The 13355-nt window shown below is 72.4% G+C and carries 10 protein-coding genes and 1 pseudogene; 6 read left to right on the forward strand and 5 right to left on the reverse strand.

The genetic code is table 11. The features are described 5' to 3' along the window. Positions 1-29: 29 nt before the first annotated feature. The gene (locus AB0F29_RS30125; RefSeq protein WP_361878807.1) at positions 30-503 is read left to right on the forward strand and encodes a GNAT family N-acetyltransferase; all 474 of its coding nucleotides are present in this window, start codon (positions 30-32) and stop codon (positions 501-503) included. Between the two features lie 3 nt (positions 504-506). Beyond that, positions 507-1733: an MFS transporter gene (locus AB0F29_RS30130; protein ID WP_361878495.1), complete on the forward strand. Its 1227-nt coding sequence runs from the start codon at positions 507-509 to the stop codon at positions 1731-1733. A 340-nt stretch (positions 1734-2073) separates the two neighbouring features. On the opposite strand, the gene AB0F29_RS30135 is transcribed toward AB0F29_RS30130, so the two are convergent. The 5 genes and pseudogenes from AB0F29_RS30135 to AB0F29_RS30155 form a co-directional block, all read right to left on the reverse strand. Next, positions 2074-2664: a TetR/AcrR family transcriptional regulator gene (locus tag AB0F29_RS30135; protein ID WP_018960460.1), complete on the reverse strand. Its 591-nt coding sequence runs from the start codon at positions 2662-2664 to the stop codon at positions 2074-2076. Positions 2665-2918: 254 nt separating this feature from the next. Continuing rightward, the gene (locus tag AB0F29_RS30140; protein ID WP_361878500.1) at positions 2919-3836 is read right to left on the reverse strand and encodes an ABC transporter permease; all 918 of its coding nucleotides are present in this window, start codon (positions 3834-3836) and stop codon (positions 2919-2921) included. Continuing rightward, positions 3823-4955: pseudogene (locus tag AB0F29_RS30145) on the reverse strand (ABC transporter ATP-binding protein). Before AB0F29_RS30145 ends, AB0F29_RS30140 begins: the two are co-directional and overlap by 14 nt. A 131-nt stretch (positions 4956-5086) precedes the next feature. Continuing rightward, a complete protein-coding gene (locus AB0F29_RS30150; protein WP_361878503.1) occupies positions 5087-6331 on the reverse strand; it encodes a DUF2092 domain-containing protein in 1245 nt (414 codons plus the stop codon). A gap of 190 nt (positions 6332-6521) precedes the next feature. Further along, positions 6522-7532, reverse strand: a complete 1011-nt coding sequence (locus AB0F29_RS30155) for a polyprenyl synthetase family protein (RefSeq protein WP_361878506.1) — start codon at positions 7530-7532, stop codon at positions 6522-6524. Between the two features lie 159 nt (positions 7533-7691). Here AB0F29_RS30155 and AB0F29_RS30160 point away from each other — a divergent pair, with 159 nt between their 5' ends. From AB0F29_RS30160 to AB0F29_RS30175, 4 genes are all read left to right on the forward strand, one after another. Beyond that, positions 7692-9191 (forward strand): peptide MFS transporter, encoded by a 1500-nt coding sequence (locus AB0F29_RS30160; protein WP_361878509.1) that lies wholly within the window; start codon positions 7692-7694, stop codon positions 9189-9191. A 39-nt stretch (positions 9192-9230) separates the two neighbouring features. After that, complete coding sequence (locus tag AB0F29_RS30165) at positions 9231-11225, forward strand: CocE/NonD family hydrolase (RefSeq protein ID WP_361878512.1); 1995 nt, start codon at positions 9231-9233, stop codon at positions 11223-11225. 161 nt (positions 11226-11386) lie between these two features. Further along, positions 11387-12616 carry a fumarylacetoacetase gene (gene fahA / locus AB0F29_RS30170; RefSeq protein WP_361878515.1) on the forward strand — a complete coding sequence of 410 codons (1230 nt, stop codon included), beginning with the start codon at positions 11387-11389 and terminating at the stop codon, positions 12614-12616. Further along, positions 12613-13305 (forward strand): GPP34 family phosphoprotein, encoded by a 693-nt coding sequence (locus tag AB0F29_RS30175; protein ID WP_361878518.1) that lies wholly within the window; start codon positions 12613-12615, stop codon positions 13303-13305. Before fahA ends, AB0F29_RS30175 begins: the two co-directional genes overlap by 4 nt. The last annotated feature ends 50 nt before the right edge of the window (positions 13306-13355 follow it).

The following is a 13355-nucleotide window of genomic DNA, read 5'->3' on the forward strand; positions in this document are numbered from 1 at the left end:
GAGCCGGGGACTGGGGAGCCGTCGTGGCGATGGAGTCGGCCGCCTACGCGGAACTGGGCCTGTCCGAGGGCCTCGACGCGCTGCGCTCACGGGCCCGGGTCTCTCCCGGGACCTGCTTCGTCGTCGAGGCCGACGACCGGATCGCCGGATACCTGCTGGCCCTCCCCTACCCGGCCGACCGGTACCCCGGCCTGCGGGAGTCCGAGACCACCGCCTTCGCCTCGCCCAACCTTCACCTGCACGACCTCGTCGTCTCCTCCCCGTTCCGCGGCAGGGGCCTGGCCCGGCGGCTGCTGGATCACCTCGTGGCGACGGCACGGAACCTCGGATTCGAGCAGCTTTCGCTGGTCGCGGTGGGGAACAGCAGGGCGTTCTGGTCGCACCAGGGGTTCACCACACGTCCCGATGTGGTCACCACCGGTTACGACCCATTAGCCGTGTACATGTCCCTAGCGCTGGCCGCTCCCACACCGCGATCCTCCCCGCCGACCGAATCGGACTGACACGTGTCCCTTGCTCTCACCCCGTTCCGCCGCGGCCAGTTGGCCACGGGGGCGCTCTTCTGCGCTCTGGGCTTCCAGTACGCGACGTGGGCCTCGCGTATCCCTGCCCTCAAGACCGATCTCGGCCTGACGCCGGCCCAGGTGGGCGTCCTGCTGATGGCGGCCGGCGTCGGAGCGTCCGTGTCGTTCCCCATCGTGACCTACCTGGTCGGACGCATGGGAACACGGCTGCTCGCGCTCTGGTCGGCGCTGGCCCTCGCCGGGGTCCTGGTCGCCCTGGCCGCAGCGCCCAACTACCCGACGGCGCTCCTGGTGCTCTGCGTGGACGGTGTCCTCGTCGGATGCCTGAACACCGCGATGAACTCCCAGGGCGCGGCCCTCGAAGTCCGGCACGAACGCACCACCATGGCCAAGCTGCACGCCACCTTCAGCGCGGGCTCCCTGCTCGCGGCGGTCCTCGCCTCGGCCGTCATGGCGGGAACCTCGTCCGTCATGGTCCACTTCAGCGTGGCGGCGGTCCTTGTCGTGCTCCTCGCAGCGGGTGCGCAGGGCAGTCTCCTGGCCGACGACAGGCCGGCCGAGCAGCCGAAGAAGGAGAAGAAGCGGCGTACCGCTTGGGCGATGCCGGGCAGCGTCACGCTGTGGATGTGCTGTGCCATGGCCTTCGGCACGGTCACCGAGGGTTCCATGAACGACTGGTCGACCCTCTACATGGAGGACGTCGCGGGGGCCTCCCGGCAGATCGCGCCCCTGGGCATCGCCGTGGTGTCCGGCATGATGCTGGTGGCCCGGATCTTCGCGGACGGCTGGCGCAGCCGCTGGGGCGACGGTCGCGTTGTCCTGGTGGGCAGCGTACTGGCCGGCGCGGGCCTCGCCTTCGCGCTGGCGGCCGGGGGCGTCGTACCGGCGCTCATCGGCTTCGCCTTCGTCGGCCTGGGGATCGCCGTGGTCACCCCCTGCGTCTATGTGGCGGCCGCGAAGCAGGGGTCCAGCACGCTGCCCCTGGTGGCCGCGATGGGTACGACCGGCCTGCTGGCCGGGCCGCCTCTCATCGGTTTCGTGGCGGACGCGAGCAGCCTGGTCTGGGGCCTGGCGCTGGTCTCGCTCTCGGCGCTCGTCGTGGCGGTGTGCAGCACCAGGATCACCTGGGAACCGCGCGAGCCCGCCGCGGAGCCCTCCCCCGCCGACCCCTCCCCCGCCGAGGCGGCCGAGGGCGACAGCGTCCGTTAGGGCCCTCGGGCTGCCGACGTCGCCCGAAGCCGCCCGGCACACCTGAGATGTGTCGCGCGGCTTCGGGCGGCGTGGCGGCTCGGGCGTGCTCCGGCGTGCTCCGGCGTGCTCCGCTGAACGGCTACCGGACTTCGCGTACACCGACACCTGCTTGATCACCCGGTCGTCCGCGGCCCTGCCCGGTGCGCTGTACCGACTGTGGGTTCCTCAGCGAGTGGCTTCGAGGACGGGTCGACGTAAGACACGTCCTCGCTCTGAACAGCTGCACGCGGAGTTCGGCCGGACCGACGCCGAGGGGCGCACCGCCGTGGGCAACGACGCGCCCGGCGCACCGGGGCGCTTAGTACCCCGGCGCGCGCAGCGAGCGCAGTACGTGGTTCACGAGGGTGGCGATCGTCTCCTCGTCCTGGACGGGCTTGCGCAGCACGTGGCGGTAGTAGACCGGGCCGTACAGCATCTCCACGGCGAGCGGGAGGTCCGCACCGGGCGGGATCTGGCCCTGTTCCTGGGCGCTGCGCAGTCGGCCGATCGCTTCCTCGACGCGCGGGTCGACCAGCTCCTCCCGCAGCTGCTGGGCCAGCAGGTCGTCGTGGTGCAGCTCGGACAGGATGCCCGCGTAGGCGGGGCCGAACGGCGGGACCGAGAGCAGTCTCACCGCGCCGGCGACGTGGGCGCGCAGGTCGGCGCCGATGTCGCCGGTGTCCACGAACGGCGTGGCGTCGATCAGGGCGTCGGTGAACGCCTCCAGCAGCACCGCGCCCTTGGAGGGCCACCAGCGGTAGATCGTCTTCTTGCTGACCCCGGCACCGGCCGCGATGGCCTCTATCGTGACGTGCCCGTACCCCCGCTCCGTACAGAGATCGAGAGCGGACCGCAGGATCGCGCGGCGTGAACGTTCGCTACGGCGCACACTGCTCGGCGATGTGATCATTCGGTGAGCATAGGGGGGTTCCAGCCAATCTCTTGTTGACATCTCGTCGCCAAAGACCGAACAATACCCAGGCGGAAACGGAACGTACCGTGTCGTGTCGTTCCCGGTGTCCGCACCGTTCGTGCCGTTCGTGCCGCGACGAGCCGATCGGGGGACGGCTCGCCCGGCCGACGGCGCGGACGGCCTCCCGCCGATCCGATCCAGCCAGCCAGCCAGCCAGGAGACGCGCTCTCCCGGATCGCCGCCCAGACGTCTCAGGCCTCTCGGGCCTCTCGGGCCTCTCGGGCCGTGATGTCCTTGGCCGTGAAGCGTGCCCAGGCCGCCGAGCCGAACACCGCGACGTACAGCCCCTGCAGTTGGAAGTTCTTGATCAGGTCGTCCCAGTGGACGGGTTCGCGCAGGACGTCCGCGAAGGACATCCAGTGGTGCGCGAACAGGTACGGGTGCACGCCGCTCAGCTGCGGAATGCTGTCCACGATCTGCACCGTGATCAGCAGCCCGACCGTGGCCGCCATCGCCCCGACCCCGCTGCCGGTCAGCGTCGAGACGAACAGCCCGAGCGCGGCGAACCCGGTCAGGGAGACCGCGACGACCAGCGCCGTCAGTGCCGCCCGCACCAGCCCCTCGCCGAAACCGATCCGGGTCCCGGAGATCGTGGTGACCTCGCCCACCGGGAACAGCAGCGCACCCACCGCCAGCGCCGAGGCCGCCACGACCAGGGTCGCGACCAGGCAGAAGGTGAGGACGGAGGCGTACTTCACCAGCAGCAGCCTGGTCCGGCCGGCCGGGGCGACCAGCAGATAGCGCAGGGTGCCGCCGCTCGCCTCACCCGCGATCGCGTCGCCCGCGACGACGCCGACGGCCATCGGCAGGAAGACCGGCAGGGTCGCGGCGAGGGCGGCGAAGACGAGGAACAGGCCGTTGTTGGTGACCTGGGCGAGGAACGCGGGTCCCGCCCCGCCGTCCGGGCCCCCCGCCCCGCCACCGCCGCCCGTCTCGATCCGGACCGCGATCCCGATGAGTACGGGTACGGCGGCGACCACGCCGAGCAGGGCGAAGGTCCGCCGGCGGCGGAGCAGCGTGATGATCTCGGACCGGAGGAGACCCAGCCCCCACAACGGGTTGCGGGGACCCGTGCTCCCCGCAGGTGTGGCCTTCTCAGCCCGCGACATCGAATCCCTCTCCCGTGAGTGCGACGAAGGCGTCCTCCAGCGAGCCCCGCTCGACGCCGAAGAACCGCACCCGCACCCCGCCGGACACCAGCGCCGCGTTGAGGTCGGCGAGGTCCACGGCGGCGGGCGGCGCGTCGGCGGTCAGCCGGTCGCCGTCGGCGCTCAGGCCGGTGAGCCCGTGCCCTTCGAGGATGCGGGCCGCGTCCCCGGGGTCCGGGGTGGTGACGGCGAGCCGGCCCCGGGCCCCCGCGGCGAGGTCGGCGACCGGGCCCTGGATGATCAGCCTGCCGCGGGCCATCACCGCGGCGTGCGTGCAGATCTGCTCGATCTCGTCCAGCAGATGGGAGGAGAGGAACACCGTGGTGCCCTCGGCGGCCAGCTCCCGGACCAGGGAACGGATCTCGCGCATGCCCTGCGGGTCGAGGCCGTTGGTCGGCTCGTCCAGGACCAGCAGCCGACGCGGCCGGAGCAGGGCGGCGGCGAGCCCGAGGCGCTGCTTCATGCCGAGGGAGTACGCCTTGGCCTTCTTCCCGGAGGCGGCGGCGAGCCCGACCCGCGCCAGGGCCTCGTCGACACGGGTCCTGCGGGTGCGCGGGTCGGCGGTGGGATCGGCCCGGTCGTAGCGCAGGAGGTTGTCCCGGCCGTTCAGGAAGCCGTACAGCGCGGGCCCCTCGATCAGCGCGCCGACCTCCGGCAGCACCGTACGGCGGCGCCGGGCATCGGGCGGCCGAGCACCTCGGCGGTGCCGGACGTCGGGTCGATGAGGCCCATCAGCATCCGGATCGTGGTGGTCTTCCCCGACCCGTTGGGGCCGAGGAAGCCGAAGACGCTGCCGCCGGGCACGGTCAGGTCGAGGCCGTCCACGGCGAGCTGGCCACCGCGGTAGCGCTTGGTCAGGCCACGGGTGCGGATGACCGGACCGGTCTCCTCCGCACCCGCAGCACCCGCAGCACCCGCCGTACCCGCGGCGTCGGCGCTCGCCGTGTCCGACGCGCGCACCGCACCCGCCGTGCCCGCACCCGCCGTGCCCGCACCGCTCTCACCGCCCGACGCGGCTCGCGCGCCCGCCTCGGCAGACCCGGCCGATCCGGTCGCCCCGGCCGTCCCCGTCGTCGTCATCCCGGTCGCACCTCTCCCGTCCCGTCCGCGCGGCTGGCAGCGCCCCTGCGGCACTGCCGCCCCGCCGCACGGTGTGCGACGGGGCGGGGTGTCCGGCGCCGGTCGTCCGGCAGGACGGGCGCCGGGGTGTCCTACTTGGCGGCGTCGGCGGCGCGGACCAGCGCGTCCTTCGTCACCGCTCCGACGTACACCCTGCCGTCGTCCGTCAGCAGGGCGTTGACCAGGCGCGTCTTGAAGACCGTGCCCGAACCGAACTTTCCGGTGACCTTGTCGCCGAGCGCGTCGAGGAAGCCCTGCGCCTCGGCCGGGACGTCGCCCGAGCCGGCCGTGGGGAGCCCCGTGCCGCCGGGGGTCCTGATCTCGGCGATCGAGGTCCAGCCCTTGCCGATGACGTTGAGGCCCTCGAAGCCGTCCAGCTCGGCCAGCTGTCCGGGGAGGGCCTGCTGCGCCGCGCCGTGCTCGTCCTCGCCGGTCTCCAGCTCGTCGGCCTCGGTCACCTCGGCCCCCTTGGGCGGGGTGAAGTCGAACGTGGACGCGGCGGGCTTGGAGAAGTCGACCTTGGTGAACCCGGCGTCGACCACGGCCTTGCCGCCGCTCGCCGCCGACAGGGTGAACTTCAGCGGTACGCCGTTCTCGGCGTCCACGGCGATACGGACCGAGCCGATCGTCGAACCGGACTGCTTCGGCTTGATCAGCAGCTGGTACGCGTCCCGCCCGGCGACCTGCGCCGTGCCGTCCACGGTGACCGAGGTGGTGTCCCCGGCCGCCGCGAGCGCCTGCTCGGCGAAGTCCTTCGGGGTGGCCGGAGCGCCCTTGTGGGCCTTCGGTGTCTTCTCGGCGAGCTTGCCGCCGTCCCGGCCCTCGGGAGCCTCGGCGTGGTAGACCTCGTCGGACTCGCTGTCGTACGCCCAGACCTCGCCCTGGTTGTGGATGAGGCTGTACTCGGACGCGTCCCCGAGGATGGAGAGCTTCTGCCGCTCCGGGCCGTCGGCGGCCACGCGCAGCGTGTGCGTGCCGGACGTCAGCTCCATGAGCTTGTCCTGCGGGGCCGCCGCGCCGCCCTCCTTGTCCCCGCCCGCGCCGCCCGGTACGAGCGAGCCCGCGAGGCCGTCGAGGGGCAGGCCCAGGTCGGTGCTGATCTTGAACGTGCCGGAGAGCTGCTCCTCGTCGGAAGCGGCGATCTTCTCGATGAGCTGCTGTGCGGTGATCTTCGGCAGGTCCGGGTCGCCGGTGCTGGCGAGCGCCGGGACGAGCCCGATGGTCGCGGCCGCCACCCCCGCGACCGCGACGGGGACGATGTAGCGCGCCGCCTTCCGGCGGCCCACGACAGTGCTCGTGGCCTCGCCGGTGGTCTCTGCGCTGTCGTTCGGTGCCATGGTGTGCCCTACCTCCGTGGTCGGCGGCTTCCGTTGGTATCCATCTGACCAAATCGGACGGCCTGAAGCGTCAGACCCGGGGATCAACTCCGCCTACTGCTCCGGTATGACACCGGGGCGGGGCGCGCGCGCCATCCAGTAGGGGTAGGGGCCCCGGTGACGCCGCGTCAGCCGCGGCGGCGGCGCGGGCTCAGCCCGCGCGGTGCACCACGGCGTCGCACAGCTCTTCCAGCGCGGACTTCGCGTACCCCTCGGGCAGCGGTGCGAGCGTGGCGCGCGCCGCCTGGGCGTAGCGCACGGTGTCCTGGCGGGCCTGCTCCAGCGCCGGGTGGGCGCGCAGCCGGCGCAGCACCTCGTCCAGGGCGGCGTCGTCGCCGAGGTCGCCGTCGAGCAGCTCGACGAGCTCCAGGTCGTCGGGCTTGCCGTCGGCCGCCGCCTGGGCGCGCAGCCGCAGGACCGGGAGGGTCGGGATGCCCTCGCGCAGGTCGGTGCCGGGGGTCTTGCCGGACTCGTGGGAGTCGGAGGCGATGTCGAGGACGTCGTCGGCGAGCTGGAAGGCGATGCCGAGCCGTTCCCCGTACTGGGTGAGGACGTCCACGGTCCGCTCGTCGGCGCCGGACATCATCGCGCCGAAGCGGCCGGACACGGCCACCAGCGAGCCGGTCTTGCCGCTGAGGACGTCCAGGTAGTGGTCGACCGGGTCGCGGCCGTCGCGCGGGCCCGCGGTCTCCAGGATCTGGCCGGTGACGAGCCGTTCGAAGGCCTCCGCCTGGATGCGGACGGCCTCGGGGCCGAGGTCGGCCAGGATGTGGGAGGCACGGGCGAAGAGGAAGTCGCCGGTGAGAACGGCGACGGAGTTGCCCCAGCGGGTGTTGGCGCTGGGCACCCCGCGCCGCACGTCGGCCTCGTCCATCACGTCGTCGTGGTACAGCGTGGCCAGGTGGGTCAGTTCGACGACGACGGCGGCGGGGACGACGCCCGGCGCGCCCGGATCACCGAATTGTGACGCGAGCATGACCAGCAAGGGGCGGAACCGCTTGCCCCCGGCCCGCACCAGATGCTGCGCGGCATCCGTGATGAAGGGGACATCGCTCTTGGTGGCTTCGAGCAGCCCCGCCTCGACAGCGGCCAGGCCCGACTGGACATCGGCCTCAAGAGCCTGGTCCCGCACGTGCAGTCCGAACGGCCCGACGACGGTCACGAGGGCATCTCCTGTCTGCTGACGATCACACGCAATGTCGATGTGTCGCTGTCTCTCCTAGCGACTTCAGCGTATCCGGTCCGCTATGGATCACCGTGGGCGGCTTCCCATGACCGCCGGTATGTTCGGGATCAGCTCATACGATCAGGAGTCCCCGTTTTGTCGCACAGCACCGCCGGCACCGAGCCGGCCAAGCCCCCGCCCGAGGACGACCACGCCTTCTTCGGGCACCCACGGGGTCTGATGACCCTGTCCGGCCTGGAGGTCTGGGAGCGGTTCTCGTTCCTGGGCATGCAGGCCATCCTGGTGCTGTTCTTCGCCGACACGGTGAGAGACGGCGGCATGGGCATGGACCCCGGAACCGCCGCCTCCGTCTCCGCCGCCTACGGGACGCTGGTCTATCTGGTCTCCGTGGCGGGCGGCTGGCTGGCCGACCGGATCCTCGGCTCGTACCGCGCCGTGCTCTACGGCGGCATCCTCATCGCGTGCGGCCACTACAGCATGGCCGTGCCCACCGACGCCATGACCTGGGTGGGCCTCGGCCTGATCAGCGCCGGAACGGGCCTGCTCAAGCCCAACGTCGCCTCCATGGTCGGCAAGCTCTACCGCACCGACGACGAGCGGCGCGACGCCGGCTTCGCGCTCTACTACATGGGCATCAACATCGGCGCGTTCGCCGGACCGCTGATCACCGGCTGGCTCGGCGACCACGTCAGCTGGCACTGGGGCTTCTCGGCCGCCGCGGTCGGCATGACCCTCGGTCTGATCCAGTACGTGGCGGGCCGCCGTCACCTGGCCGGGCGTAAGCGCGCCGCCGAGTTCGCGCTGGCCCCCGACGCCATGCGCCGCGCGGTCCGGCTGATCATCGGCGGGGCCGTCGTGGTCGCCGCGGTGGCCACCGCCCTGGCCCTGGCGGGCTGGCTGACGATGGACCGGTTCGTCGACGTCCTCACCGTCATCTCGGTGATCGCGCCGATCGTCTACTTCGTGGTGATGTTCCGCTCCCCCCGGGTCACCGCCGAGGAACGCGGCAGGCTCCGCCCGTACATCGTCCTCTTCCTCGGGTCCGTCGTCTTCAACTTCATTCTCTTCCAGGCGTACTCGACGATGATGCTGCTCGCGTCGACGAACGCCCGGACCGAGATCCTCGGCTTCACCTTCCCGGCCAGCTGGTACGCCTCCGCGCTCGGCGCCTTCGAGGTCGCGCTCGCCCCGGTCGTCGCCGCGGTCTGGGCGAAGATGGGCCCCCGCCAGCCGCACGCCTCCAACAAGATCGCCTTCGGCGTGATCCTCGGCGGGCTCTCCTTCCTGCTGATGGTCCTGCCCACCTCCGGGCACGCCGACGACACGTACCGCATGGCGGCCTGGTGGATCGTCGGCTCGTACCTGCTGCTCGGGCTCGGCGACATCCTGCTGGAGACCTCCGGCATGTCCGCGACCACCAAGCTCGCCCCCAAGGCGTTCGCCAGCCAGACGATGGCCCTGTGGTTCCTCTCGCTCGCGCTGGCCAACGGCATCCAGGCCCAGATCGTGAAGCTGTACGGCGAGGTCTCCAACCCCGCCTACTTCGGCGTCAACGGCGCGATCGCCGTGGCGGCGGGCGTGGCGATGATCGCCGCGGCCCCGTGGCTGAAACGCACCATGCACCCCGTCCACTGAGCGCGCCTTCGCCCCCGTCGTCGTACATCGAGGTGACCCATGAACATCACGACCGAGTTCCCGTACGAGACCACCCGCGAGGACGTGTACATCCCGCTCCCCGACGGCACCCGGCTCTACGCCCGGATCTGGCGGCCGCTGACCGACGAACCGGTCCCGGCCCTGCTGGAGTACCTGCCCTACCGGCTCAGCGACTGGACCGCGCCCCGCGACTGGCAGCGCCACCCCTGGTACGCGGGCCACGGCTACGCCTCCGTACGGGTCGACGTCCGGGGCCACGGCAACAGCGAGGGGCTGCCGGGCGACGAGTACGACGCGCGGGAGCTGGAGGACGGGGTCGCCGTCATCCACTGGCTGGCCCAGCAGGAGTGGTGCTCCGGCCGGGTCGGGATGTTCGGCATCTCCTGGGGCGGCTTCAACTCGCTCCAGATCGCCGCGCTCGCCCCCGAGCCGCTGAAGGCGATCGTCACCGTCTGCTCGGCCGACGACCGCTACGACAACGACGTCCACTACATGGGCGGCTCCGTCCTCGCCGTGGACATGCACGCCTGGGCCGCCACCATGCTCGCCTTCGTCTGCCGCCCGCCGGACCCGGCGCAGGTCGGCGACGAGTGGAAGGAGATGTGGCTGAAGCGGCTGGAGGCCGTCGACCCCTTCATCCACACCTGGCTCGCCCATCAGAGCCGCGACGCCTACTGGAGACACGGCAGCGTCTGCGAGGACTACGGCGCGATCAAGGCGAAGGTCCTCGCGGTCGGCGGCTGGCACGACCCGTACCGGGACACCGTCCTGCGGCTCGTGGAGCACCTGGACCCGGAGCAGGTGCGCGGGGTGATCGGCCCCTGGTCGCACCAGTACCCCGACCGGGGGCTGCCGCCGGGGCCCGCGATCGGCTTCCTCCAGGAGACGCTGCGCTGGTGGGACCAGCACCTCAAGGGCCAGGAGACGGGCGTGATGCGGGAGCCGCTGCTGCGGTCCTGGATCAGCGGCTCGCACCCGCCCGCCACGGTGTACGAGACGCTGCCGGGCCGCTGGGTCGGGGACGCGAGCTGGCCCTCGGAGAACGTCTCCCCGGTGGCGTACGCCCTCCAGGGCGGCGAGCGGATCGTCGCCTCGCCGCAGCAGACCGGCCTGGACGCGGGCCGCTTCTTCCCGTTCGGCAACGACGCGGACCTGCCGCCGGACCAGCGGGACGAGGACGCGAAGTCGGTGTCCTTCGAATTCCCCGTCGCGGACGCGCCGATCGAGATCCTCGGCCGCCCCCGGGTGAAGCTCCGCCTCCGGATGGACGTGCCGCGCGGCCAGGCCATCGCCCGGCTCTGCGACGTCGCGCCCGACGGATCCTCCACCCTGGTCACCCGGGGCGTCCTCAACCTCGCGGCCCGGCACGGCCGCGACCGCACCGACGACTGGACCCCGGGCGAGACCGAGGACGTGGTCCTCGACCTCAACGGCATCGGGCACACCTTCCCGCCCGGCCACCGCATCCGGCTCGCCGTCTCCTCCTCGTACTGGCCCTGGATCTGGCCGCAGGCCGGCTCGGCGGGCTTCACCCTGGACGCGGACGGCAGCTTCGTCGAGCTCCCGGTGCGCCGCCACACCGAGGACCCGGCGATCGCCTTCGGGGAGCCCGAGCAGTCCGAACCGCTCGGCGTGGTCCACCCGGTCACCCTGGAGGAGCCGCGCCCCGAACGCCTCGTCGTCCGCGATGTCGCCAAGGGCGAATGGCGCCTGGAGGTCGACCCCCGCTACGGCGGTACGCGCGTCTACCCCGACGGCCTCGAATTCACCGAGGACGCCCTGGAGGCGTACACGATCCAGCAGGACGACCCGCTCTCCGCGCGGACCCGCTCCGACTGGCGGATCCGGCTGCACCGCCCGGAGATGGCCTGGGACGTGGAGATCGAGACGCGTTCCGAGATCGCCGCCGACGACCAGGACTTCATCACCTCCAACGAGGTGATCTGCAAGGACGGCGAGGAGGTCGTCTTCCACCGCACCTGGGAGAAGCGCGTCCCGCGCACGGCGGGCTGAGCGGCGCGCGGTTCTCGTGTTCGGGTCCCCCGGTTTTCCGGGGGACCCGACGAACTTTCCGGGCAATGCGCACAGTTGGGGATAGTCGGGGCACTGCCGCTGGGTAGGAGCACCGACGTAACGTGTCCCCCAACGCGACCTGGAAAGCGAGGCAGCACCACATGCCCGAGCAGAGCAGCCCGCTCGATCTGGCCGAGGGCGACCCCTTCGGCCCGCACAACCTTCCGTACGGTGTGTTCTCCACCCCCGACCACCCCGACGACCGCCGGGTCGGCGTCCGCATCGGCGACCACGTCCTGGACGCCGGGGCCGCCGCCCACGCGCTCGGCTCCCCCTACGCGGGGCTGCTCGCGCAGCCGAGCCTGACACCGCTGCTCGCGGCGGGCCGCACGGCCTGGCGGGACGTGCGCCGCGCGCTCACCGCCTGGCTGACGGTCCCCGCCCACCGCGCGGACATCGAGCCGCTGCTGCACCCGGTGGACGCGGTCACCCTGCACCTGCCGTACGAGGTCGCGGACTACGTCGACTTCTACGCCAGCGAGCACCACGCCACCAACGTCGGACAGATCTTCCGGCCGGACGGCGACGCGCTCACCCCCAACTGGAAGCACCTGCCGATCGGTTACCACGGCCGCTCCGGCACCGTCGTGGTCTCCGGCACCGACGTGGTGCGCCCCAGCGGCCAGCGCAAGGCCCCCGCCGACCCGGCCCCCGTCTTCGGGCCCTCGGTGAAGCTCGACATCGAGGCCGAGGTCGGCTTCGTCGTCGGCGTCCCCTCCGCGCACGGCACCCCGGTGCCGCTGGCCGACTTCCGCGAGCACGTCTTCGGCCTCTCGCTCCTCAACGACTGGTCCGCCCGCGACCTCCAGGCCTGGGAGTACGTGCCGCTCGGCCCGTTCCTCGGCAAGTCCTTCGCCACCTCCGTCTCCGCCTGGGTCACCCCGCTGGAGGCCCTGGACGCCGCCCGCACCGCGCCCCCGGCCCGCGACGTCCCCCTGCTCCCCTACCTCGACGACGCGGCGGACGAGGAGCCGGGCGGCTTCGACATCCGCATCAGCGTCGAGATCAACGGGCAGGTGGTCGCCGAGCCGCCGTTCGCCTCGATGTACTGGACGGCCGCCCAGCAGCTCGCCCACATGACGGTGAACGGCGCGTCGCTGCGCACCGGCGACCTGTACGGCTCCGGCACCGTCAGCGGCCCCGAGCCCGCCCAGCGCGGCTCGCTCCTGGAGCTGACCTGGAACGGCCGCGACGCGCTCGAACTCCCCGAGGGCAAGCGGACGTTCCTGGAGGACGGCGACACGGTCACGCTGACCGCCTGGGCCCCCGGCCCGCACGGCACCCGCGTGGGCCTCGGCGACGTGACCGGAAGGATCGTCACCGCGCCATGACGCACGACGCCCCCGCGCTGACGCTGCCGGAAGAGCTGATCCTGCTCGCCCTGGATCCCGACCGGGGCAAGCCGACGTGCGGGGCCCGCGAGCTGGCGTACGGGACCGCCGGGGCGGCCCTGGCGGAGCTGGAGATACAGGGCCGGATACGGGAGGAGGGCGGCCGGATCCAGGTGGTGAACCCGCTGGACCCGGCCGACCCGCTCCTCGCCGCCCTGCTCCGGACCCTGGACCCGCCGGTCAAGGGTCGCCGCCGCCCCGGGATCCGCGCCCGGCGCTGGGTGGGCGACTACGACCGGTACGTACAGGAGAAGTACCTGGACTCCCTGGTCGACCGCTCCGTCCTGTCCCGGAAGACCCACCGCATCCTCGGCGTCTTCCCGTACCACCGCCACTACCCGGGCGTGCCGGACCTCGCGCCGGGCGTCCTCGACCGGTTCGCGGCGGCCGAGGCGGCGGGGTATCCGGACCACCGCGACCGGGTGCTGGCCGCCCTGGCCTCCGCCATCGGCCTGGCCGGCGACCTGACCCGCCTCGGCCGCACCGGCCGGACGGTGATGAAGGTCATGCGCCGCACCGAGTGGACCGCCGCAGCGGTCCACTACAACGTGAAGCAGCACGAGTCCGGCGACGGCTGGAGCGGCGAGGGCGGAGAGAGCGGTGGCTGCGGAGGGGGCGGCGGGGAGTAGAAGGCGGCGGAGGCCGTGAGAGCGGGCCCGGTCAGCGGTGCGTGAGGCGT

This window comes from Streptomyces sp. NPDC026589 (assembly GCF_040638385.1).
Lineage (GTDB): Bacteria > Actinomycetota > Actinomycetes > Streptomycetales > Streptomycetaceae > Streptomyces.

Excerpts from the sequence above, each read along its gene's own strand:
- AB0F29_RS30125 (WP_361878807.1), top strand. The coding sequence starts at position 30 with ATGGAGTCGGCCGCCTACGCGGAACTGGGCCTGTCCGAGGGCCTCGAC.
- AB0F29_RS30175 (WP_361878518.1), top strand. The coding sequence starts at position 12,613 with ATGACGCACGACGCCCCCGCGCTGACGCTGCCGGAAGAGCTGATCCTG.
- AB0F29_RS30135 (WP_018960460.1), bottom strand. The coding sequence starts at position 2,664 with ATGATCACATCGCCGAGCAGTGTGCGCCGTAGCGAACGTTCACGCCGC.
- AB0F29_RS30150 (WP_361878503.1), bottom strand. The coding sequence starts at position 6,331 with ATGGCACCGAACGACAGCGCAGAGACCACCGGCGAGGCCACGAGCACT.
- AB0F29_RS30140 (WP_361878500.1), bottom strand. The coding sequence starts at position 3,836 with ATGTCGCGGGCTGAGAAGGCCACACCTGCGGGGAGCACGGGTCCCCGC.
- fahA (WP_361878515.1), top strand. The coding sequence starts at position 11,387 with ATGCCCGAGCAGAGCAGCCCGCTCGATCTGGCCGAGGGCGACCCCTTC.
- AB0F29_RS30165 (WP_361878512.1), top strand. The coding sequence starts at position 9,231 with ATGAACATCACGACCGAGTTCCCGTACGAGACCACCCGCGAGGACGTG.